Origin of the sequence: Nocardia sp. NPDC002869, from assembly GCF_046764065.1 — a bacterium.
Classification (GTDB): Bacteria; Actinomycetota; Actinomycetes; order Mycobacteriales; family Mycobacteriaceae; genus Nocardia; species Nocardia rhamnosiphila.
In genome coordinates, this window is the sequence record NZ_JBKOOL010000042.1 from 15,744 (window position 1) to 36,330 (window position 20,587).

23 protein-coding genes are annotated in these 20,587 nt (G+C 69.6%); 12 read left to right on the forward strand and 11 right to left on the reverse strand.

The features are described from left to right. Positions 1–147: 147 nt before the first annotated feature. Positions 148–540, reverse strand: a complete 393-nt coding sequence (locus ACLML9_RS10870; protein WP_411945395.1) for a DUF308 domain-containing protein — start codon at positions 538–540, stop codon at positions 148–150. A 23-nt stretch (positions 541–563) separates the two neighbouring features. Here ACLML9_RS10870 and ACLML9_RS10875 point away from each other — a divergent pair, with 23 nt between their 5' ends. Continuing rightward, complete coding sequence (locus tag ACLML9_RS10875; RefSeq protein WP_411945396.1) at positions 564–1,025, forward strand: TetR/AcrR family transcriptional regulator; 462 nt, start codon at positions 564–566, stop codon at positions 1,023–1,025. A 61-nt stretch (positions 1,026–1,086) separates the two neighbouring features. Here ACLML9_RS10875 and ACLML9_RS10880 read toward each other — a convergent pair whose 3' ends face one another. Beyond that, on the reverse strand, positions 1,087–1,884 hold the full coding sequence (locus tag ACLML9_RS10880) for a GTP pyrophosphokinase family protein (protein ID WP_411945397.1): 798 nt from the start codon (positions 1,882–1,884) through the stop codon (positions 1,087–1,089). A gap of 271 nt (positions 1,885–2,155) precedes the next feature. On the opposite strand from ACLML9_RS10880, the gene ACLML9_RS10885 reads away from it, so the two are divergent. Then, positions 2,156–2,350, forward strand: a complete 195-nt coding sequence (locus ACLML9_RS10885) for a hypothetical protein (RefSeq protein ID WP_030525205.1) — start codon at positions 2,156–2,158, stop codon at positions 2,348–2,350. 69 nt (positions 2,351–2,419) lie between these two features. On the opposite strand, the gene ACLML9_RS10890 is transcribed toward ACLML9_RS10885, so the two are convergent. The 5 genes from ACLML9_RS10890 to ACLML9_RS10910 all read right to left on the reverse strand — a co-directional run bounded on the left by ACLML9_RS10890 (position 2,420) and on the right by ACLML9_RS10910 (position 6,982). Further along, the gene (locus ACLML9_RS10890; protein WP_411945398.1) at positions 2,420–3,382 is read right to left on the reverse strand and encodes a phytoene/squalene synthase family protein; all 963 of its coding nucleotides are present in this window, start codon (positions 3,380–3,382) and stop codon (positions 2,420–2,422) included. After that, on the reverse strand, positions 3,379–4,899 hold the full coding sequence (crtI, locus tag ACLML9_RS10895; protein ID WP_411945399.1) for a phytoene desaturase family protein: 1,521 nt from the start codon (positions 4,897–4,899) through the stop codon (positions 3,379–3,381). Before crtI ends, ACLML9_RS10890 begins: the two co-directional genes overlap by 4 nt. Positions 4,900–4,911: 12 nt before the next feature. Then, positions 4,912–6,030, reverse strand: a complete 1,119-nt coding sequence (locus ACLML9_RS10900; protein ID WP_411945400.1) for a polyprenyl synthetase family protein — start codon at positions 6,028–6,030, stop codon at positions 4,912–4,914. Positions 6,031–6,105: 75 nt separating this feature from the next. Continuing rightward, on the reverse strand, positions 6,106–6,795 hold the full coding sequence (locus tag ACLML9_RS10905; protein ID WP_411945401.1) for a transcriptional regulator: 690 nt from the start codon (positions 6,793–6,795) through the stop codon (positions 6,106–6,108). A 43-nt stretch (positions 6,796–6,838) separates the two neighbouring features. After that, positions 6,839–6,982 carry a hypothetical protein gene (locus ACLML9_RS10910; protein ID WP_411945402.1) on the reverse strand — a complete coding sequence of 48 codons (144 nt, stop codon included), beginning with the start codon at positions 6,980–6,982 and terminating at the stop codon, positions 6,839–6,841. A gap of 372 nt (positions 6,983–7,354) precedes the next feature. Between ACLML9_RS10910 and ACLML9_RS10915 the strand changes: the two genes are divergently transcribed. The 3 genes from ACLML9_RS10915 to ACLML9_RS10925 all read left to right on the forward strand — a co-directional run bounded on the left by ACLML9_RS10915 (position 7,355) and on the right by ACLML9_RS10925 (position 9,859). Continuing rightward, positions 7,355–9,103: a DUF3556 domain-containing protein gene (locus ACLML9_RS10915; RefSeq protein ID WP_411945403.1), complete on the forward strand. Its 1,749-nt coding sequence runs from the start codon at positions 7,355–7,357 to the stop codon at positions 9,101–9,103. 115 nt (positions 9,104–9,218) lie between these two features. After that, positions 9,219–9,341: a hypothetical protein gene (locus ACLML9_RS10920; RefSeq protein ID WP_411945404.1), complete on the forward strand. Its 123-nt coding sequence runs from the start codon at positions 9,219–9,221 to the stop codon at positions 9,339–9,341. Further along, positions 9,341–9,859, forward strand: coding sequence for a CinA family protein (locus tag ACLML9_RS10925; RefSeq protein ID WP_411945405.1), 519 nt, complete (start codon positions 9,341–9,343; stop codon positions 9,857–9,859). The genes ACLML9_RS10920 and ACLML9_RS10925 overlap by 1 nt, the downstream gene beginning before the upstream one ends. A gap of 134 nt (positions 9,860–9,993) precedes the next feature. Here the strand turns inward: ACLML9_RS10925 and ACLML9_RS10930 are convergent, their stop codons facing one another. Further along, positions 9,994–10,566, reverse strand: a complete 573-nt coding sequence (locus ACLML9_RS10930; RefSeq protein ID WP_411945406.1) for a GNAT family N-acetyltransferase — start codon at positions 10,564–10,566, stop codon at positions 9,994–9,996. Positions 10,567–10,707: 141 nt separating this feature from the next. Between ACLML9_RS10930 and ACLML9_RS10935 the strand changes: the two genes are divergently transcribed. Next, complete coding sequence (locus ACLML9_RS10935) at positions 10,708–12,459, forward strand: penicillin-binding transpeptidase domain-containing protein (protein ID WP_411945407.1); 1,752 nt, start codon at positions 10,708–10,710, stop codon at positions 12,457–12,459. A gap of 16 nt (positions 12,460–12,475) precedes the next feature. On the opposite strand, the gene ACLML9_RS10940 is transcribed toward ACLML9_RS10935, so the two are convergent. The 3 genes from ACLML9_RS10940 to ACLML9_RS10950 are packed head-to-tail and all read right to left on the reverse strand — an operon-like array spanning position 12,476 to position 14,847. Beyond that, a complete protein-coding gene (locus tag ACLML9_RS10940; RefSeq protein ID WP_411945408.1) occupies positions 12,476–13,663 on the reverse strand; it encodes a pyridoxal phosphate-dependent aminotransferase in 1,188 nt (395 codons plus the stop codon). A gap of 41 nt (positions 13,664–13,704) precedes the next feature. Next, a complete protein-coding gene (locus ACLML9_RS10945) occupies positions 13,705–14,415 on the reverse strand; it encodes an HAD family hydrolase (RefSeq protein WP_411945409.1) in 711 nt (236 codons plus the stop codon). Positions 14,416–14,421: 6 nt separating this feature from the next. After that, positions 14,422–14,847: a hypothetical protein gene (locus tag ACLML9_RS10950; protein ID WP_265807872.1), complete on the reverse strand. Its 426-nt coding sequence runs from the start codon at positions 14,845–14,847 to the stop codon at positions 14,422–14,424. A 185-nt stretch (positions 14,848–15,032) separates the two neighbouring features. Here ACLML9_RS10950 and ACLML9_RS10955 point away from each other — a divergent pair, with 185 nt between their 5' ends. The 6 genes from ACLML9_RS10955 to ACLML9_RS10980 all read left to right on the forward strand — a co-directional run bounded on the left by ACLML9_RS10955 (position 15,033) and on the right by ACLML9_RS10980 (position 20,549). Next, positions 15,033–15,971 carry an undecaprenyl-diphosphate phosphatase gene (locus tag ACLML9_RS10955; RefSeq protein ID WP_411945410.1) on the forward strand — a complete coding sequence of 313 codons (939 nt, stop codon included), beginning with the start codon at positions 15,033–15,035 and terminating at the stop codon, positions 15,969–15,971. 364 nt (positions 15,972–16,335) lie between these two features. Continuing rightward, on the forward strand, positions 16,336–18,108 hold the full coding sequence (locus ACLML9_RS10960; RefSeq protein ID WP_411945414.1) for a hypothetical protein: 1,773 nt from the start codon (positions 16,336–16,338) through the stop codon (positions 18,106–18,108). Further along, positions 18,105–18,287, forward strand: a complete 183-nt coding sequence (locus ACLML9_RS10965; protein WP_265807874.1) for a hypothetical protein — start codon at positions 18,105–18,107, stop codon at positions 18,285–18,287. Before ACLML9_RS10960 ends, ACLML9_RS10965 begins: the two co-directional genes overlap by 4 nt. Then, positions 18,287–18,676, forward strand: coding sequence for a hypothetical protein (locus ACLML9_RS10970; protein WP_411945411.1), 390 nt, complete (start codon positions 18,287–18,289; stop codon positions 18,674–18,676). Before ACLML9_RS10965 ends, ACLML9_RS10970 begins: the two co-directional genes overlap by 1 nt. Next, the gene (locus ACLML9_RS10975) at positions 18,673–19,995 is read left to right on the forward strand and encodes a hypothetical protein (RefSeq protein WP_411945412.1); all 1,323 of its coding nucleotides are present in this window, start codon (positions 18,673–18,675) and stop codon (positions 19,993–19,995) included. The genes ACLML9_RS10970 and ACLML9_RS10975 overlap by 4 nt, the downstream gene beginning before the upstream one ends. A gap of 116 nt (positions 19,996–20,111) precedes the next feature. Continuing rightward, a complete protein-coding gene (locus ACLML9_RS10980; RefSeq protein ID WP_411945413.1) occupies positions 20,112–20,549 on the forward strand; it encodes a DoxX family protein in 438 nt (145 codons plus the stop codon). Positions 20,550–20,587: the final 38 nt, after the last annotated feature.

The window sequence follows — 20,587 nt, forward strand, 5'->3', positions numbered from 1 at the left end:
TGTTCTCCTTCTGTGGTGAGGGTGCAACTGCGTGTGGGCAGGCGGTGATTCAGCGGTTACGGCCGGATCCGGCCGGTGGCCGGACGGTGGGGCCGGGTGCGGGGAGCGGCCCGGCGGGGCCTCGGGGAGGGGGTGCCGGCGGCCGGCTCATCGCGCCGGTGCGCCGCGGCGGTGCAGACGGACCGCCGAGATCAGGAAGAAGATGCCGCCCAGCGTCGCGTATCCGGCGAGGGGGGTGAGGGACGCATTCGGTGCGCCGGCGCCCGCGACGAAGCGCGCGCCGGCGAGGGTGGAGATTCCGCCGCTCAGGATCATCGCCCACTGGCCGCCGGGCCGGTACCGCAAGATCGCGACGATCAACTGCACGATGCCCGCGGTGATCGCCCAGACACCCCACACCCGCAGGACATCGGGAATGCCCGAGGTGACGGCCGCGGCCAGTCCGACGGCGGCGAGCAGGCTCAGGGCCATGTTGAGGTACAGCGGTGCCTTCGGACGTGCGGCGCCCGAGGTGCGGAAGTCGATCACGGCCGCGGCCACATCGAACAGCGGGTAGAGCAGCCATGTACCGGCATTTTCCCGGTAAGGACGACCTCGTCGTCGCCTACCTGGCACAGGCCGACGAAGCGATCCGCGCGCGGGTCGACGCCGCACGCCGCGAGAGCCCGTCACCCGTCGAGGTCGTCCGAGCCGTCGGGCGGGCCATCGCCGACAGTATCCGGGGGCCCGGGTTCCGCGGCTGTGCGTTTCTCAATGCGGCGGCCGAATACCCCGACCCCGGCCATCCGGTCCACAAAACCGTTCTCGCGCACCGGCAATGGTTCCTGGACACCGTCACCGAGATCCTCGCCGAGGTCGGCGATACCGATCCGGCGCCGGCAGCCCGGCACTTCGTGATGCTGCGCGATGGCGCGATGGCGGCCGGGTGCCTGACCGACCCGGACCCGATCTGCGAGACGTTCCTGCTCGGCATCGAAGGACTTCTGGATTCCCGCGCACGCACGCGTCGGGAACCGGTGACATAGTTCCCGCCATGCATATCCGGTGAGCGCGGGCCCCGACATAGGGTTGATTCCAACGGCCGGCCTACAGCTCGGGTGAGAGGAGGGTCGATGCGGGCCGGGCGCCGGACGAGGAGTCCGTCACGAGGCTGTTGTACAGGTGGCGGAGGTCCAGAGTGTCGGCCGGGCCGGTCCGGGTGGGCTCGGTGCGGTCGATCTGGCGGTGCAGGGCTTCCATCTTCTCGTCCAGCTGGGTGGCGACTTCGGCGGCCTGCGCGAGGTCGCTGCGGAGGTTCGGCGGGACCTCGCCGCGGTACTTGTAGTAGATCTTGTGTTCGAGGCTGGCCCAGAAATCCATCGCGATGGTGCGGATCTGGATTTCGACCGGGATGTGTTCGGTGCCGTGGGAGCGGAAGACTGGGATCGAAACGATCAGGTGCAGGCTCTGATAGCCGTTCGGTTTGCGGTGGGTGATGTAGTCGCGTTCCTCCAGGACCGTGATGTCCGCCTGGCCGGCGAGCATATCTCTGATCACGGTGATATCGGAGATGAAGCTGCACACGACGCGGACTCCGGCGATATCGAGGATGTTGTCGCGGATGGCGGCCAGGGTCATCGGGTATTTCTTGCGCTGGACCTTTTCCATGACGCTTTCGGGGGATTTGAGTCGCGATCCCACGTGTTCGATGGGGTTGTACTCGTGGGTGCTGTTGAAATCCTCGCGCAGAATATTGATCTTGGTGGTGATCTCGTCGATCGCGAATTTGTAGCCGAGCATGAAGTCGAGGAACTGTTCGCGGAGCGCGCGCACGTCGTCGACGGTGATCGGGCTCGCACCGGGGGAGCCGGTGTCGGCGGACGGGCTCGGCTGCCAAGGTCTCATTGGCTCCATTGTGCCGTTGCCTGCGATTTTGCCGCCACGCCGGGTGAGGCACACCACGATCGTCCGGGCGTGCGATCGGTGTGGCCGATACTGCGGCGGCGGGGTCCACGGGAGCGCTCGCCGATGATCGAGGTGACCACGTGGGCGTGCGTGGGGCCTATCCCGAGGATATTTCGAGCCGATCTCGGCGGGAGCCGGTCGAAAAACGAAGTGTTTTCCCGGGACCGCCGGTAAAGGTTTCATAAAGCGGATGGCGGGGAACGCTGTAGATATGACTGCGATTCGGAATCAGCCTGCCCGGGTCGTCGGTGTCGAACGGGGAACGGCGGTCCTGGCCGCGTTCACATGCCTGGTGTTCTCCATCGGAATCACCGTCCTCGCCGGCTCGGCGCTGATCGGTGTCGCCGTGACCGCGGCACTGGCCGCGGGAATCTGGCTGACCTCGAAAATACTTCCCACCAACTGATCTCCCGCGCCCGGGCCCGGCCGGGAGCGGGCACCGGAACGCGTCGTGCACGTTCGGCTCCCGCGGCGGTCACACCGGTATCGTGGCCGGAGTGAGAGTGCCGGATCGGCCGTTGCGGCGGGCCCACAGCGCTCGGGCGAGCGCCGAACCGGCGACGTGCGCGCGGCGGGCGCGCCCGACCGTGGCCCGCTCGTTGAATACCGCGAAGTCGTGATTCTCGATCCGGTCGAGGATCTCGCGGTAGAGGACGGCGGCGGTTGCCACGCAGGGTCGTGAAACCGGGTGCAGCAGGTCGATGCCCGGCATGGCACGGGCATACCACCGGCGGGCGACGGCGTGCTGGGCGGCCAGGGCCGCCCGGACGCGGGGAGCGGTGCGCCGGTGATCGCGGCACCATTGCAGCAGGTCGCGGTCGACGCGGAAGGCGGCCAGTTCATCGGCCGGTAGGTACACCCGCCCGCGGTCGAGGTCTTCGGCGATATCGCGCAGAAAGTTGGTGAGCTGGAACGCTTTACCGAGCGCGGCGGCATGCGGGGCCGCCTCGGACTGTGGGCAGACGGCGCCCAGGACGGGCAGCACCTGCAAACCGATCACTTCCGCCGATCCGTACACATAGCGGTCCAGGGCCGGACGATCGGGGTAGTCGGTGACGGTCAGATCCCTCCGCATGGAGTCCAGAAAAGCCTGGAAGAGACTGCTGTCGAGGTTGTATCGCGCCACGGTGTGACCCACCGCGGCGACCACCGGCTCGCCCCACCCGGGGGTATCGAGACCGCTCGACAGTTGCCGGGTCAGATCGTCCAGGCGTGCCCCGGGCGTTCCGGCGCCGGGATCCGGTAGGTCGACGATATCGTCGGCCCAGCGGGCGAATCCGTAGAGGGCGTGGATCGCGGGGCGTTGCGCGGGGGCGAGCAGGCGGGTGGCGAGGAAGAAGGTGCGGCCGTGCCGGGCATTGAGCTCGCGGCAGTGCCGGTAGGCCCGGCGCAGGCGCGGGTCGGTGATCGCGGCGGCGTCGAGTTCGGCGCTGATCATGAACGGATACCCCCTGTGTTCATGGGTGCGGCCGCGCGGTCGGCGGCCGGCGCGCCGGTGATGCGGTCGGCGGCCAACCGCCCCGAGATCAGTACCGGTGGTACGCCGACCCCGGGGACGGTCGAACTGCCCGCGAGGACGACGTTGTCCAGGCCGCGGATCATATTGGCCGGCCGCAGGGGACCGGTCTGGGACAGGGTGTGCGCCAGTGCGAAGGGGCTGCCCGCGAGCATGCCCTGCCGCGCCCAGTCCGCCGGTGTGGTCACATGCAAGATGTCCACGCCGGTCAAGGGAATGGGCAGGCGCTGGTTCACCGTGGCGACGAGTTCGTCCGCGTAGGCGGGTCCGAGCCGATCCCAGTCGATCGGTGCCCGTTCCAGGTTGGGCGCGGGCGCGAGGATCGACAGCAACTCGCGCCCGGGCGGGGCCAGCAGAGTATCGGTGGCGGTGGGGCGCGTGACGAGCAGTGACGGGTCCCGCATGGGCTGCCCACGGCGGAGGATGTCGTCGAAGGTCTGCCGCCACGCGCGCCCGAACAGCAGCGAATGGTGTGCGAGATGTGGGGCGGGATCGCTGCCGAGGTGCACCACTACGGCCGAAGGTGACGCGGTGGGCCGTTGCGGGCGTCGTGACCGGTGACCGATCAGCCGGTAGGCGTGGTGCAGCTCGGTGGTGACGACGACCGCGTCGCAATCGATATCTCGTCCGTCGGCAGTGGTGACGGCCCGGATCCGGGATCCCGAACGCCGGGTGGATTCTGCGGTGATCCCGAAGTGGAAGCGCACCCCGGCCGCGGTCGCGGCGGCGGCCAGGGCGTCGGGTAGCGCGCGCATTCCGCCCAGCGGGAAGAAGACTCCGCCGATGGTATCCATGTAGGCGATCACGGCGTAGGCGGCCGGCGCGCGCTGCGGCGGGACTCCGGCGTAGAGGGACTGGAAGGTGAAAAGTCTGCGCACGTCCGGGTCGCGCAGATGGTCGGCGACCGCCCGGTCCCAGCGGCGCAGCCCGCCGGCCAGGACAAGCTGCCCCGCTGCCGGGGTCACCAGCGATACCGGTGAATCGACATTGGCGGCGATGAAGTGATCGAATTCGGTGCGGTAGAGGTGGGTCAGCCAGTCCCGCAATCTCAGGTAACCGTCCGCCTCCCGGACGCCGGCGAATTCGGCGATCGCCTGGGCCATCGGTTCGGGACCGGTGTGCAGGTCGAGGGAGCGGCCATCGGCGAAATGGGCCCGGTAGGCCGGGTCGATGGGCACGAGGCGCAGGTGATCGCCGGTGTGTGCGCCGACGGCGGCGAACACCTCGTCGATCAGTTCGGGCATGGTGAGCACGGTCGGTCCCAGGTCGAGGCGGTAGTCACCGATATCGGCGCGGGCGGCGCGCCCCCCGGGCACCGGTTCGCGCTCGAGGACGGTGACCGCGACCCCGCGGCCGGCCAGGTGGATCGCGGCCGATAGTCCGGCCAGCCCCGCGCCGATCACCACGACGTGATCACAGCGGCCTGCGACGCTGCGCATCGTCTTCTCCTCTCAGAATTCGCGGACGGTACACCGGGCGGCCATGCCATCCAGTAGTTCGCGCCGGTCGTCGGGCAGCGACGCGGTGGCCAGCGCGTGGCGGGCCTCGGTGACCCGGTTATCGATCATCGCCCCGATGCGCGCCGGGGCGCCGGTGGCGGTGATCAGGGCGCGGACCCGGGCGACCTCGGACTTGCCGAGCGTCGGCGCCTGCAGCAGGCTGCGCAGTTCGCGATCCAGGCGCGAGCCGGCCATTTCCATTGCCGCCACGATCAGGGTGGACGCCTTGTGCTGGGCGATGTCGTTATCGGGTTTCCCGGTGACTTCCGGAAGGCCGTAGACGCCGAGGATGTCGTCGCGTAGCTGGAAAGCTTCGCCGATCGACCGTCCGTACCCGGACAGCGCGACCGTCACGTGCCGGTCGCAGTCCGCCATCTCCGCCCCCAGGACGAGGGGCCATTTCACGGTGTAGTCGCCGGATTTGGCGCGTGCGATCGCCAGCACGCCGTCCAGGGTGGGTGTGCTGCGGATATCGTTGCTCAGGTCGGCGAACTGACCCATGGCCAGCTCGATTCGCATGCGGTCGTAGTGGGGCCGGACCCGCGCCAACGCGGACTCGTCCATTCCGCTCTCGCGCAGCATCTGCTCGGCCCAGATCAGGCATATGTCACCGAGCAACGTGGCCGCCGATTCGCCGAAGCGGCGCGGGCAACCGGGCAGTCCGTTCCGCTGGTGCCGGTCGGCGAGCCGGCGGTGCGCGGTCGGTTCACCCCGGCGCCGGGCGGACTCGTCCATCACGTCGTCCTGGAGCAGCGCGAACGCGTGCAACAGTTCCAGTGCCGCGCTGGCCCGCAACGCCGTGTCGGCTTCGGTGGCGCCGCACAACCATCCCGCGTACATGAAGGCGGACCGCACGCACTTGCCGCCGCCGACGTATTGCCACAACACATGCTGCACCGCCGGCCGTACGGCCGACTCGACGGATCTCCGCTGCACGAACTCGGCCAGCTCGGCCAGCACCCGAGCGCGGACCGTCTGCTGCCACTCGGCTGTCATCTGCTCGGGTAGCCCGGCCGTACCGTGGGTCAGGGTGGGCTCTGCGCGCCGGGATCCCACGATCTGTGTGTCCATCACAGCTCCTCGACTCCATTGCATGGTGGGTCACATCCCATCGTAGACGCTTTTCGATGCATAAACGATGCGTATTCAAATCATGTGCACAGACCGGACGATGTCGCCGAGCGCGTCCTCGAGCGAGTCGACCCGGCGGGCGCCGGGGAATGCGGCGGACCCCGGCCGGTCGGGCCCGGCCAAAAGCAGGCGGGCCGGTGTCCGGCATCCCGGCGGGATCGGGGCCGGTGCGGCCGTCCGCTCCGTCTGCGACCACAGCGTCACCGCCGGCTCGCGCGGCTGTCGGGCGATCGCGGCGGCCAGTGCTCCGGCGGGGAGCGCGGCGCCGAGTAGCAGGGCCGGTATGTCGGCTTCGGTCAGGGCGGCCCGCAGTACTTCCAGCGGCAGGACATGGTTCTCGCCGGCGGTGCAGGCCAGCAGTACCGGGGCGCGCCCGGTCGTGTACCGGATGGTCGGCACCGCCCGATGCAGTGCGGTGGTGACCGCCCAGGACGGGACATGTTCCACCTCGATCAACCCCGACTCGCCGGTGTGCCGGTCGACGATGTCGGCGAATACCGGGCGGCGCAACCGGTTCCAGGTGCTCACCACGCCGAAATGCGCGAGATGGGCGGTGCGGATCGCCAGGAGTTCCGCGGCGTCGAGCCGGTCGGCGGCCGCCAGGGCGGGGCCCATGCCGCCGAACGTGGGCGCCGGCTCGGCCGCTGAGCGCGCGGCCTTGGCGGCGGCGACGGGGGCGACGCCGGCGCGGACGAGATCGACCATGCGGCCCACCACCGCCACGTCGCTCGGCGTGTAGTACCGGTGCTCACCCGGGTTGCGGCGGGGAGGTCCCAGGGCCGTAGCGCTGGTTCCAGCTGCGCAGGGTCGCCACCGGAATGTCCAGGGCCTGGGCCACCGTACCGACGGTGAACCCGATCGCCGAATCGTCTGTCGGGTCGGTCTCGCGCACGGCTGCACACCTTTCCCGCGCCGGACAGCTGGCTGTGCCTCCTCTCGGGTGCCTGTGAGCCTTCACGCTACTCGTCTAATGATGCGAAATCGATTCACCTGGAAATGGCCGGCCGGCGCACGATCCGATCGTCGGCAACCGGCCGGTCCCGCCCGCGAATCGCCTGTCGTGAGCCCGCCGATTTTCACTCGGTGGGGGCAGCGGAGGTGCGATGATCTCGGTCGTCGGCCGGTTCGTCACGACGGTGACTCCCGTCCGTCACGGCGCCCGGGGCGGTGGTCTCCGGGCGATGAGAGGGCACCCGAGGAAACGCGCATCCGCTACCGGAGGTGTTCTCTTCACTGATCGAACGGCGTAGGGAACGAGAGCGTAGTGGGCGGAACAGATCGGTTGTTCGGCATCCTCCGGCCGAGCCTGCCGGTGGTCGATTTCGACGAATGGAGCAGGGGTACCCGGGCGGAGAAGCTCCGGCCGATGGCGCGGCACTGGGCCGAGGTCGGTTTCGGTACACCGGTGCCGCTGCACCTGCTCTACGTCGTCAAAATCGGCCTCTATCTGCTCGGCGGGTGGTTGTTCGCCCTGACGACCGAAGGTATCGACGGGTTCACCGCGGTCGGTACCTGGTGGTCGGAGCCGATCGTCTTCCAGAAGGTCGTGCTGTTCACGATGCTGTTCGAGGTGGTCGGGCTGGGCTGCGGATTCGGGCCGCTGAACAACCGGTTCTTCCCGCCCATGGGTTCGATCCTGTACTGGTTGCGTCCGGGGACCATCCGCCTGCCACCCTGGCCGGATCGGGTGCCGGGTACCCGGGGCACCCGCCGCACGCTGTTCGAAGCGGTGTTGTACGCAGCGCTGCTGATCATGCTGCTGGTGGCGCTGGTGTCGAACGGAACCGGGCCGGACGCGGCGCTCGGGACGAGCGTGGGTGTCCTGCCGGTCTGGCAGATCGCGGCGGTCCTCGGTGTACTCGCCGTGCTGGGACTACGCGACAAGACCATCTTCCTGGCGGCGCGCGGTGAGGTGTACGCGGCGCTCGCGGTCACGTTCCTCTTCGGCGGCGCGGACCTGATCGTCGGCGCCAAGATCGTTTTCGTCGTCATCTGGATCGGTGCGGCGGTCTCGAAGCTGAACAAGCATTTCCCGTTCGTGGTGTCGACGATGATGTCGAACAGTCCGGTGGTGCGGCCCCGGGCCCTCAAACGGCTGTTCTTCGAACGTTTTCCCGACGATCTGCGGCCGGGACGGTTGTCGCGGTGGTTCGCCCACGGCGGTACCGCGGTCGAAATGGGTGCGCCGCTGGTGCTTTTCTTCGCGCACGGCGGCTGGCCCACGGCCCTCGCCGCCACCGCGCTGATCGGCTTCCATCTGGTGATCCTCACCGCGATACCGATGGGCGTACCCCTGGAGTGGAACGTCTTCATGATCTTCGGAGTGCTGACCCTGTTCGTCGCACACGCCGAGGTGGGCCTCTCCGCGGTCGGCAACCCGGTGCCGTTGGTACTGCTGCTGGTCGTTCTCGCCGGAGTGGTCGCCCTGGGGAACCTGTTCCCGCGCAAGGTGTCGTTCCTGCCCGGGATGCGCTACTACGCGGGCAACTGGGATACCACGCTCTGGTGTATCCGGCCCTCGGCCGACGCGAAGATCCGGGCGGGCATCGTCGCCGTCGCGACCATGCCCGCCGCGCAGTTGCAACGGTTCTACGGAAGCCCGGAGGCCGCGCAGATCCCGCTGTATCTCGGCTACGCCTTCCGGGCCTTCAACACCCACGGCAAGGCACTGTTCACGCTCGCGCATCGCGCGATGGCCGATCACGACGAGGCCGACTACGTCCTGACCGACGGGGAACGCATCTGCTCCACCGCGCTCGGCTGGAACTTCGGCGACGGTCATCTGCACAGCGAGCAACTGATCGCCGCCCTGCACCAGCGCTGCGAGTTCGAGCCGGGGGAGGTCCGGGTGGTGCTGCTGGACGCACAGCCGATCCATCGGCAGACCCAGCGTTACCGGCTCGTGGACGCCGCGACCGGAGAATTCGAGAGCGGTTCGGTGCGGGTCGCCGATATGGTCGTGCGCCAACCGTGGGACGACGATGTGCCGGTGTACCCGGATCGTCGGCCCTGACAGGGTTGTGTCCCCCGAGGTTGATCCGCGAAGTCGCGCGCGGCGGTGGTGGGGGCCCGCCCCGCGAATTCGCCGTCGGCGCTGCCCGCGCACCCGCCTGTCTAAACTGTCCTGCGTGTTGCAGGACGGAATGGCCGGTTCCCGGACCTGGGCCGCGCGGCAGCGCATCGTGGTGGGCGGCGCGCGGACTGTTCGCGGTGTCACCGGTGGGGTACAGCATGCGGAAGTGGGGTACTGATGACGACGGAATCCGAATCCGAGGGAGTACTTGTGCCGGCTGTACTGGGGCGAGCCCATGATCGCGCCGAGGAGTTGGCCGCCATCGCCGAGCGTACGGGTCTTCAGGTGGCGGTGGCGGAATCGCTGACCGCCGGCCAGCTCGCGGCGGCGCTGGGCGCGGCGAGCAATTCGGGGGAGTGGTTCCGTGGCGCGGTGGTGGCCTACAGCCGGGAGGTGAAGCACCGGGTGCTCGGCGTACCGGAGGGGCCGGTGGTTTCCGAGCCGTCGGCCCGGGCGATGGCCGAAGGGGTGCGAACGCTGTTCGACGCGACACTCTCCGTGGGAGTGACCGGTGCCGGTGGCCCCGACCCGCAGGACGGGCAGGAGCCGGGTTCGGTGTGGTTCGCCGTCGCGGTCGAGGGCCGGGTCACCGCCTCGTTCCGGCTGTTCGAGGGCGAACCCGCCGAAATCCTGGATCAGGTGGTCGATCACGCGGTCGAGCTGCTGCTCGACACGGCGAAGGAACTGCGGGCCTGATTCGTCGCCGCGCGAGGGACGCGGCACACGGCTACACCATGGCCGATACGGCGGCCTACCAGCGGAACGGCACTTTCGCGAACTGCGCGAACTGTTCGCCCGCACGCTGACGCGGTAACGGGGCCGGTCGCGGATCAACCGCCCGTAACGAATACCAGCCCGTGCCCGGTTTCGGCCGGTGCACTCACTTCGCGTACCTCGGTCCGGTCCAGCCGGTAGCCCAGTCGGCGGGGTACGGCGGCGCTGCGCTCGTTGGCGGCGTCGCAGCGGATCTGTACCTGCTCGATACCGGGCAGCCGCAGTGCGGCATCGGTGAGCGCGGCGACCGCGCGGGTGATGATCCCCCGGCCGGTATACGCGATATGGCACCAGTAACCGATCTCCCGGGCCGCGGGTCCCACTCGATCGTGCAGTCCTACCGCGCCGAGCAGAGTGCCTTCGGAATCGAAGATGCCGTAGCCGAAATCCCCGTCGGCCGGCGGCCATCCGGTGGCGGCGATGTCGTTGAAGACTCGCTGTTCCTCCTGGGTGCGCGGCGTGGGCAGCCATGGCATCCAGGGATGGAGATGGTCGAACGAGGCGTTGATCGCCTCGCACTGGGCTGTCAGATCTCCGGTTTCCCAGCGCCGTACCACGAGGTCACCGAGGTCGACCCGCTGCGGTGGCACGATTCCGGGGGCCAGTGCGGGCAGGTGGGCGGTACTCACCTCGCAATCATCTCGACACCGGTGCGTAGCGGGCAACCGGTTTGCCCGGGCGCGATCGTGGACGGTCCGGCGATGCGATCCGCAACACCGGAAAGTGGACCATCCGCGTCCGCCGCGCGTCCGGTCGATACAGTCGAAACGGTGCGCACCGATCGGAAACTCGTCGTCCTCGTGGCCGCCCTGGGTCTGGCGCTGGCCGGTTGCTCCTCCGCGCCGGCGGAGCCGGACACCGTCGCCGAACGCTTCACCGAGGCGCTGAACAGCGACGATATCGGTGCGGCCGCGGCGCTCACCGATGATCCGGCGCAGGCCGGTGAAACGCTCGGCTCCCTCTACGACGGATTGGGCAAGGAGGCGACCTTCGCGGTCGCCGGGATACACGAGCACACCTTCACCCTCGAAGCGACCTGGAAACTGGGGGCCGAAGGCGGCAAGGAATGGAAGTACACGACCACCGGGACCGCCGGCGAGACCGACGACGGCTGGAAAGTGCACTGGAACCCGGCCACCGTCGCGCCGGGGCTCGAGACCGGGCCGCTGAGCTACGCACCGGTGTACCCGCAGCCCGCCAGGGTCCTGGACGCCGCGGGCGGCGAGCTCATGACCGAGCAGGTGGTGACGCTCGTCCAGTTGGCGCCGGGCGCCGATACCGCCGCCGCGGCGGCCCTGCTCGCTCCGCTCGCCCCCGGGATCACGCCGGCCTCCCTTGATGCCGAACTGGCTGCCGCGCAGGGTAAACCGGTGACGGCGATAAGTCTCCGCGAAGCCGATATCGCACCGGTCCGGGACGCGTTGACCGCTGTCCGCGGGGTCACTCTCGCCCCGCAGACACGGCTGCTGACCACCGACAAGGCGATATCGGCCCCGACCTTGTCGGGGCTGAGCGAACTCTGGCAGCAGCAGGCCGGCGACGCCGCCGGTTGGGCGGTGCGCGCGCAGACCGCGGACGGCACGGTGCGTATCGCCGGCGCGGACCCGCGACCCACCGCCGATATCCGGTCCACTATCGATATCGGGCTGCAACGGGCGGCGGAAACCGCGCTGGACCCGATCGGCACCCCCGCGGCGATCGTCGCGGTACGACCCTCGACCGGCGAGATCCTGGCGGTCGGGCAGAACGCCGCCGCCGACGGCGCGGGGGCGATAGCGCTCACCGGTCTGTATCCGCCGGGCTCGACCTTCAAGACGGTCACCGCCGCCGCGGTGCTGGAGGCGGGACGCGCCACCCCCGACACCGTGCTGCCCTGTCCCGGCGTCGCCGATATCGAGGGTCGCCGCATACCCAACGACGACAGTTTCGACCTGGGACAGGTCCCGCTGCACACCGCGTTCGCGCACTCCTGCAACACCACCATGGCCGGGCTCGCCGTCACGCTGCCTCCGGACGCGCTGCGGACCGCCGCCGAGCGACTGGGTCTCGGGGTGGACTATGTGACGCCCGGGCTGACCACGGTGACCGGCAGCGTTCCGGTCGCGCAGAGTCCGGCGGAGCGGGTGGAGGCCAGTATCGGCCAGGGCCAGGTGACGGCCTCACCGTTCGGTATGGCGCTGGTCGCCGCGTCCGTCGCACACGGGAGCGCGCCCGCTCCGGTACTGGTGACCGGTTCGCCGGGCGTACCCGACCGGACCCCGCAGCCGCTACCCGCCGCGGTGACCGGCGATCTGAAAACCATGATGCGGGAAACCGTCACCGCGGGCACCGCCACCCGGCTGACCGATATACCGGGCCTGCTCGGGAAGACCGGCACCGCGGAATACGGTGACAACAGCAGCGCGCACGGCTGGTTCATCGGAATCCAGGACGATCTGGCCTTCGCGGTGTTCGTCGCCGATGCGGGGAGTTCCGGTCCCGCTGTCGACGCGGCGGGCCGCATGCTGCGGGCGCCGCGCTGATCACGGGGTGCGCCGGCTATCCGGCTGGTCGGCGGGCGCTCGCCTTTCGTAGCCGCCGGACGCCCTCGTCCAAGGTCTCGGGACGCTTACAGAAGGTGAAGCGGACGAGATGCCGCCAGGCGGCCGGATCGTCGGTGAAAACACTGACCGGCACTGCGGCGACCCCGAGCCGTGCGGGCAGGCCCCGGCAGAACCGGATTCCGTCGTCCTCGCCCGTGGGGCGGATATCGGCGCAGACGAAGTAGCTTCCCGCGCTCGGATGTACCCGGAAACCCGTCTCGGTCAGCGCTGCGGACAGGCGCAGCCGCTGCTCGGAGAGTCTGGTGCGCAACCGGACCACCCACTCGAGTTCATGGGTGAGCGCGTGCGCGACGGCGGGCTGGAACGGTCCGCCGCCCACGAAGGTGAGGAATTGTTTGGCGGCGAGCACCGCGTCGATCAGCGGAGCCGCCCCGCAGATCCAGCCGATCTTCCAGCCGGTGACGCTGAACGTCTTCGCCGCGCTCGACACCACCAGTGTCCGTTCGGCCATCCCCGGGAAGGTGGCGATGCTCAGATGTTCGGCGTCGTCGTACACCAGGTGCTCGTACACCTCGTCGGTCAGCACCAGCAGATCGTGGGCGCAGGCGAGCTCGGCGAGGGCGGCCAGATCGGCGCGGTCGAGCACCGTGCCGGTGGGATTGTGCGGTGAGTTCAGGATCAGCATGCGCGTGGCCGGGGTGATCGCGGCGCGCAGACTGTCGTGGTCCAGGACGAAACGGTTTCCGTCGGGGACCAGCCGGGCGGTGCGCCGGTGCGCGCCGGCCAGGGCCACCGCCGCGGGATAGGAATCGTAGTAGGGCTCGATCAAGACCACTTCGGCGCCGGGCTCGACCAGGCCGAGGACCGCGGCGCTGATCGCCTCGGTGGCGCCGACCGTCACCAGCACCTCGGTGTCCGGGTCGTAGTGCGTCCCGTAACGGCGGGCGCGGTCCGCGGCGATCGCGCGGCGCAGCGCCGGCATACCGCGGCCGGGCGGGTACTGGTTGAGTCCGTCGGCGATGGCGTCGCGGGCGGCCTCGAGCATGCCCGCGGGCCCGTCGCTGTCCGGGAAGCCCTGCCCCAGGTTGATCGCCTCGTACCGGACCGCGAGTTCGGTCATCTCGGCGAAGATGGTGGCGGCGAAGGGCCGCAGCCGGTCGACGGTGGGAGCTCGGTCACGCATGGCACGAGCCTAGACGGCCCGCCCTGCCGGGGCGGGCCCGCTCACACCCCGCCGCGGGGCCGGTCGCCCACCGACCCGCCCAGTTCGGCGAGCGGGCTGCGATCGAACTCGGCCAGCAGTTCGGCGGGGTCGTCGTAGACCGCGACCGCGCCCGCCTCGTGCAGTTCCGCGCCGCTGATCCCGCCGGATCGGAAGCCGATGAAGTCCACTCCCGCCCGCCGGGCCGCTTCGGCATCCCATACCGTGTCACCGACGAAGAGCGCCGACCCGGCCCCGGTACCGGCCCGGTCGAGCGCGGTGCGCACGATATCGGGGCGCGGTTTCGCGGTATCGACGTCCTCGCTGGAGGTCTGTGCCGATACCACCTCCGCCGCGCCGAGGACCTCGCGCAGTAGCGAGAGTTCGTCCTCCGGCGCGGAGGTCGCCAGCACCACGGTGAGCCCGGCCGCCGCGACCCGCTCGAGGAGTTCGCGTGCCCCGCCGACCGGGCGCATGAGCGCCCCGGAGTCCAGGTAGTAGCGCAGATGCAGGTCCTTCGCCCGGTCGCGGGTGTCGTCGTCGGCCTCGGGCAGCAGGGTGCTCACCAGCAGTGAGCCGTCCATTCCGATACTCCGGTGCACCCGCCAGGCGTCCACCTCGGCGCCGACTTCCCGGAACGCCCGGGTCCAGGCGTAGACGTGCAGATAGTTCGAATCGACCAGGGTTCCGTCGATATCGAACAGCACCGCGCCCGCGGAATCTGTTTCGGGCACGGGCGCTCAGCTCCTGGCGTCGCGGGGGACACCGGTGGACCACAGCGCCCACAGGACCAGGACCGGCTGGAACAGCAGTCGCACGAAGCGTTTTACGTCGGTGTCGAGCCGGAAGGCCGATCGGTGGTCCCGCCACTGGGCGATATTGCCGGGGAACACCGCGACGAAGAACAGCGCGGCGATCCGCCCCATCCGGACCCGATCCCGGGTCATCGCCGCCAATCCCGCGCCGAGCATGATCTCCACACCGCCGGAGGCCATCACGACACCGTCCTTGTCCAGCGGTACCCAATCGGGCACCTGGGCCTGGAACTCCCGCCGGGCCCAGAACAGATGACTCAGACCCGCGAACACCAGCGCCGCCGACAAGAGATAGCGGGCGGTTGTACGAGCCGGTGTGGTGGGCGCACTCTCCGATTCGTGACTGGCCATGCACCGCAGCCTACCCGCGGCAGCGGTGGCGGTGGCGCTGTGAACGACCGTGTCCCGGCGCCCGCCGGCTCTCCCGCTACGCTTCGAACCATCGTTCGCCGGGCGCGAAACATGTTGCGAATGTGCGAATCCGGACGTTTCGGTCGACCGCGAGACCCGGTCGGGACCATGTAAGAATCGTCGCGATGCTCACCTATGTTCAAGCCACGGTCATCGGTGTGGTGCAGGGCGTCACCGAACTGTTCCCGGTGTCGAGCCTGGGCCACTCGGTGCTGTTCGCCGCCTGGCTCGGGGGCGATTGGCGGACCCTGATCGGCGCGGACGAATCCGAAGCGGAAACGCCGTACCTGGCCTTCGTGGTCGCATTGCACGTGGCGACCGCGGTCGCGTTGCTCTGCCACTACCGGCGGGACTGGTACGCCATCGTCGCCGGTTTCCTCACCACGCTGCGGACGCGGCGAGCCGCCACGGTGGCGCAACGGCTGGCGTGGCTGATCGTGATCGCTTCTGTTCCGGTGGCGGTCCTGGGCCCGCCGCTGGTGCACCCGTTGCACGCTTTGTTCGCCGCGCCGGTCTGCGCCGGTTTCTTCCTGACCCTCAACGGCATCGTGTTGCTGCTCGGCGAGGGGCTGCGGCGGCGTAACGAGCCCACGCTGGCGGAGTACGGCCGGCGTTTCGCGCTCCAGGGGTCGGGACGGCGGCAACCGGCCGGTAAGGAGAACGCGCGCCGTCATGCCGACCGGCGGCTCGCCGCACTCGATGTGCGTGACGCCCTCGGTATCGGTGTCGCGCAGCTCGGTGCCCTGCTGACCGGTTTCAGCCGGGCGGGCCTGACCATGGTGGGCGGGTTGTGGCGCGGTCTCGAACACGCGCACGCCGCCAAATTCGCGTTCCTGCTCGCCACCCCGGCGATCTTGGGCGCGGGCCTGGTGGAGCTTCCGGAACTTCTGGGACCGGAAGCCGAGGGTATCCACGGGCCGATCCTGGTGGGTGCGCTGGCCTCGGGCGGTTCGTCCTGGTTCGCCGTCCGGTTCCTGGAGCGATACTTCCAGACCCGCACCCTGCTGCCCTTCGCGGTGTACTCGCTGATCGCCGGTATCGCTTCGGTCATCAGGTTCTGCTGACCGCGCGCCCACCGCGATCCGATCGGTACTTGCGGACACGGTTTTCACCGGCGCTCCCGGCGTACGCTCACAGCAGCCGGGGCTGCTCTCGACCATCGGGTTTTCCGTCGACCGCCGCCCGGGCCCGCGTCCGGTGGGGCGTGGGCCCGCTGTGATCGGTCACGTACGGAATCGGCGTGTCGCAGTGAGCTCGGGACACGTCCGGTAACCCTCCCTCTCCGGTAAAAATTCATGCTACTTTTCGTCACACATATTCCGATCAGGGTGTGGAGGTTCGGTGCCGGACGGTACGTACGAGTTGTTCGGGTGGTCGGCGGCGCCTGCCGGCGAAGGCGGTGGCGCGGCGCTGGACCAGGTCGCGATCATGACCGGGTCGGCCGGGGTGATCGCACTGGCGCTGCTGTGGGTCGGATACCTCCACCGGAACCGCCGCATCACCTGGCTCCAGCGGCTCGCCGATCGCCTGGGTCGGCTGCTCAACCGGCCCGGCTGGGTGGCGCTGCCGCTGGCGATGTTCCTCGCGACCATCCTGACCGCGCTGCTGGGTTTCATCTGGGATGTGAGCCTGCACATCGGCAACGGCCGCGACGAGGGACCGCTGGCCAATCCGGCGCACTATTTCATCCTCGCCGGACTGTTCTTCCTCTTCATGGCCGGGATGGCGGCCATCGTGCTGCCTCTGGACCAGAAACCCGGTCCGGCGGCGGTGCGGATCACCCGGACCTGGTACGCGCCCGTCGGAGGAATCCTGCTGGCCGGGGCCGGTCTCTACGCCCTGATCGGATTCCCGCTCGACGATGTGTGGCACCGCATCTTCGGCCAGGACGTCACCCTGTGGGGTCCGACGCATCTGATGCTCATCGGTGGCGCCGGGTTCTCGCTGATCGGTGTGCTGCTGCTCGAGTACGAGGGCAGGCACAACCGGCCCGAACCGCGCGAGCGGGAGACGCGCCGGATGTGGCTGCTGCGTGCCTTCGCGTTCGGGGGTCTGCTCATCGGACTGTCGGTGTTCCAGGTCGAATACGACTTCGGTGTAGAACAGTTCCGGCTGGTGCTACAGCCGATGCTGATCGTCGCGGCAGCGACGATCGCCCTGGTCGCCGCGCGGCCGGTCCTCGGCCCGGGCGGCACGCTGGTCGTGGTCGGTTTCGCCGCGGTGGTGCGGGCCGTTGTCGCCGTACTCGTGGGCGGTCCGATCATCGATGCGCCGCGTAACGTGTTCCCGCTTTATCTCGGCGTGGCGGTGGTGGTGGAACTGCTGGCCCTGCTGCCGTTGGTCCGGCGCCGGATCGTCTGGGGCGCGGTCTGCGGTCTGGTGGCGGCCACCTTCGGACTCTGGCTCGAATCACTGTGGGTCGGGGCCATGTTCGTGAACCCGTGGCCGGCGGCGATGTGGCCAGAACTGCTGGCCATGGCAGTGCCCACCGGGATCGCGGGCGGTGTCGTCGGGGCCATGCTGGCCATCGTGTTGCTGGGGGAGCCGCTGCCGCGGCCCGCGGTCCGCCGGGCACTCGTGGTGGCGGCGGTGGCGGTGGTGGCCGCGGCCACCACCAACGGCCTGATGATCGAGGTGCCGGAGGGGGCCCGGGCGGCGGTGGAACTGCGGGACGCCCCCGAACAGGGCGGACCGATGGTGTACGCCGATATCCGGATCACGCCGGCGGATCTGGTCGGCACCGACCCCGAATGGGTCGAGATCCTGTCCTGGCAGGGCGGTGTGGGCAGCGACAGCCCCGGCCGGGGGCTGGTGGTCGACCAGCTCCGGCGCGCGGGCGCGGGACACTACGTCTCGACGAAACCCGTACCGGTACACGGCTCGTGGAAAACGCTGCTGCGGGTCCAGGACGGCCGGACGCTGACCGCGCTACCGATCTTCATGGCCGCCGACCCCGGTATCGGCGCCGCGGAGATCCCGGCGCTCGACTCGTTCACCCGGCCTTTCGTCTCCGAGATCACGGTGCTGCAGCGGGAGCGTTCGTTCGACCATCCGGCGTGGTTGTTCGCGGTGGCCTCGCTGGTCGTGCTGGGGTGCAGCCTGGCCCTGGTCGCCGCACTGTCCTGGGGCGCGGCCCGGATCAACGACCGGTACCGGCGCGAGTCGACCACCGGGGAGAAGGAACGGGCGCCCGCGCAATGACCGATCGATACGACGGCGTGGATCTGCTCGCCGACCATTCGATCCTGCTCGCGGTTCCCGCCTTTCTCCCGGCGTTCCTCATCGCCGCGGTCGTCATCGTCGTCGCCGTGCGCGACCGCAGGCGCGGGGACGACGAGGAAGACCCGCCCGCCGACCCCGATCTCGACAAGGAGGATTGATGCCGTCCGTCTCCCGCCTGTGCGTTGCGGTGCTGGCCGCCGGGCTGCTCACCGCCGGCTGCGCGCGCAGCGACCCGGAACAATCCACCGCGAGCAGTGCGAGTGCGGCACCGAGTGCCGCGGCCGTGGTCGTCCCCGTGCGTATCGCCGACGGCACGGTGACCCCGGCCGACGCCAGGCTCGAGGCCCGGGTGGGCCAGCCGATCGAGATCGTCGTCGACAGTGATGCCGCCGACGAACTGCATGTGCACGCCGAGCCCGACCACACCTTCGCCATCACACCCGGAACGGGCGAGCGTTTCCGGTTCACCGTCGAGATCCCGGGGCGGGTGGAGATCGAACTGCATCACGCCGGTCGTACGGTGGCCACCCTGCTCGTTCGCGAATGACCCTGTTCGCCCACGGCCTGGGCGGCGCCGCGGATCTGCCGATTCCGCTGACCTACGCGCTGATCGGCGCGGCCTGGGCACTCACTTTCTCGTTCGCGGTAATCGCCTTCGCCTGGCGGGAACCGCGGCTGGACCCGGATTCGCCCGGTATCGGTGTGCCGGCGATCGTGCGGTCTGTCGTCGACGCGCCGGTGGTGCGTGCGGGGATCGCGGCGATGAGCGTGGTGGCCTTCGGCACGGTACTGGCGATCGGCGTGCTCGGCCCCGCCGATCCGGCCCGTAATCCGGTCCCGGGTGTCCTCTACATCTTCCTGTGGGTCGGGGTGGCCGTCGCCTCGCTCGTGGCCGGGCCGGTGTGGAAGGTGCTGTCCCCGGCACGGGCGGTGTATCGCGGGTACTGCGCGCTCACGCGCCGCCTGCCCGGGACCGGCCTGCTGCGGTACCCCGAGGCGTGGGGGAGGTGGCCGGCGGCGCTGGGGTTGTTCACCTTCGTCTGGCTGGAACTCGCCGCGCCGAATCCCGGCTCGGTCACCGCGGTGACCCTGTGGCTCGCCGGGTACCTGGTCGTCACCGTGGCCGGGCTGGTCGTGTTCGGCACCGCATGGGCCGAGCGGGCGGACCCGCTCGAGGTGTACAGCAGTCTGCTCGGGCGGTTGAGCCCCCTCGGCCGGGGCGCGGTGGGCGCCCTCGTCCTGCGTACGCCGCCGGCGAATCTCGCGGGGACACCGGTGGGGGCGGGATCGGTGGCGGTGGCGGCGACCCTGCTGGGTTCCACGGCATTCGACAGTTTTTCGTTGTTCCCGTGGTGGCGAGCACTGGTATCCGACGCGGGGCTCGCGCCCACGCTGGTGTCCACTCTGGGGTTGCTGGTGTTCATCGGCGTGGTCGGGGTGAGTTTCCGGTTCGCCGCGGCGGCCACCGGAGGCCTCTCCCGTGCCGACCGCCGGATGCTGCCACGAAAACTCGCCTATACGCTGACACCGATCATCGCCGGGTACGTGATCGCCCACTACCTGAGCTTCCTGGTCGAGAAGGGCCAGGCGACGGTGATTTTGTTCGCGGACCCTTTCGGGACCGGCTGGAACCTGTTCGGATTGGCCGATCGCGAGGTCGCGTATGTGCTGTCCGCGCAACCGGCGGTACTGGGCACACTCAAGGTCCTCGCGGTGGTGACGGGGCATATCCTCGGTGTCGCCGCCGCACACGATCGCTGCCTGCGGCTGCTGCCGCGGGCGCATCGCCTCACCGGGCAGCTCGCGCTCATGCTGCTCATGGTCGGGTTCACCTTCACCGGGCTCTACCTTCTCTTCGATGCCTAGATGTCCAGCGGCGGTTCCGAAAAATCCGCGCGCACAGCGATGACTTCCGGGGCGGTGCGCCGTCGTATCGGTTGAACGCGCTACCGACCCGGCGCGACCGACCCGAAGGACCGGAAATGACCACCACCAGCCCCGCCGCCCACCTTTCCGCCGATGTCGCCGGCCGTCCCGGCGCGATCCGTCACCGGGTTCTGTGGACCCTGCAGATCTTGCTCGGCCTGTTCTTCGTGATCGCCTCCGGCGGGCCGAAGCTCGTGATGCCGAACGCGCTGGCCGATAACGCTCCCGAGAATCTGACCATCCCCTTCGCGCTGCTCATCTTCATCGGGGTGGTCGAGGTCGCGGGTGGTATCGCTGTGATGGTGCCGCGGTTGGCGGCCCTTGCCGCCGTGGGTTTGTCGGTGCTCACGGTGCTCGCCGCGGGGACGCAGGCGTTCATCGCCGACAAGCCCGCGATGGCGATCTTCCCGCTGGTGCTCGCCGCGATCTTCGCCTGGATCGCCTACGAGCGCCGCGCGGGGGTGACCGCGTTGCGTGATTCGCTGTCGCGCTGAGAAATCGGTAGGTACGACCGGCGATCGGTGGCCCGGCC

Coding starts and splice junctions, on each gene's coding strand:
- ACLML9_RS10875 (WP_411945396.1), top strand. CDS start 564: ATGTACCGGCATTTTCCCGGTAAGGACGACCTCGTCGTCGCCTACCTG.
- ACLML9_RS10880 (WP_411945397.1), bottom strand. CDS start 1,884: ATGAGACCTTGGCAGCCGAGCCCGTCCGCCGACACCGGCTCCCCCGGT.
- ACLML9_RS10885 (WP_030525205.1), top strand. CDS start 2,156: ATGACTGCGATTCGGAATCAGCCTGCCCGGGTCGTCGGTGTCGAACGG.
- ACLML9_RS10890 (WP_411945398.1), bottom strand. CDS start 3,382: ATGATCAGCGCCGAACTCGACGCCGCCGCGATCACCGACCCGCGCCTG.
- crtI (WP_411945399.1), bottom strand. CDS start 4,899: ATGCGCAGCGTCGCAGGCCGCTGTGATCACGTCGTGGTGATCGGCGCG.
- ACLML9_RS10900 (WP_411945400.1), bottom strand. CDS start 6,030: ATGGACACACAGATCGTGGGATCCCGGCGCGCAGAGCCCACCCTGACC.
- ACLML9_RS10905 (WP_411945401.1), bottom strand. CDS start 6,795: ATGGTCGATCTCGTCCGCGCCGGCGTCGCCCCCGTCGCCGCCGCCAAG.
- ACLML9_RS10925 (WP_411945405.1), top strand. CDS start 9,341: ATGACGACGGAATCCGAATCCGAGGGAGTACTTGTGCCGGCTGTACTG.
- ACLML9_RS10940 (WP_411945408.1), bottom strand. CDS start 13,663: ATGCGTGACCGAGCTCCCACCGTCGACCGGCTGCGGCCCTTCGCCGCC.
- ACLML9_RS10950 (WP_265807872.1), bottom strand. CDS start 14,847: ATGGCCAGTCACGAATCGGAGAGTGCGCCCACCACACCGGCTCGTACA.
- ACLML9_RS10955 (WP_411945410.1), top strand. CDS start 15,033: ATGCTCACCTATGTTCAAGCCACGGTCATCGGTGTGGTGCAGGGCGTC.
- ACLML9_RS10960 (WP_411945414.1), top strand. CDS start 16,336: ATGACCGGGTCGGCCGGGGTGATCGCACTGGCGCTGCTGTGGGTCGGA.
- ACLML9_RS10965 (WP_265807874.1), top strand. CDS start 18,105: ATGACCGATCGATACGACGGCGTGGATCTGCTCGCCGACCATTCGATC.
- ACLML9_RS10970 (WP_411945411.1), top strand. CDS start 18,287: ATGCCGTCCGTCTCCCGCCTGTGCGTTGCGGTGCTGGCCGCCGGGCTG.
- ACLML9_RS10975 (WP_411945412.1), top strand. CDS start 18,673: ATGACCCTGTTCGCCCACGGCCTGGGCGGCGCCGCGGATCTGCCGATT.
- ACLML9_RS10980 (WP_411945413.1), top strand. CDS start 20,112: ATGACCACCACCAGCCCCGCCGCCCACCTTTCCGCCGATGTCGCCGGC.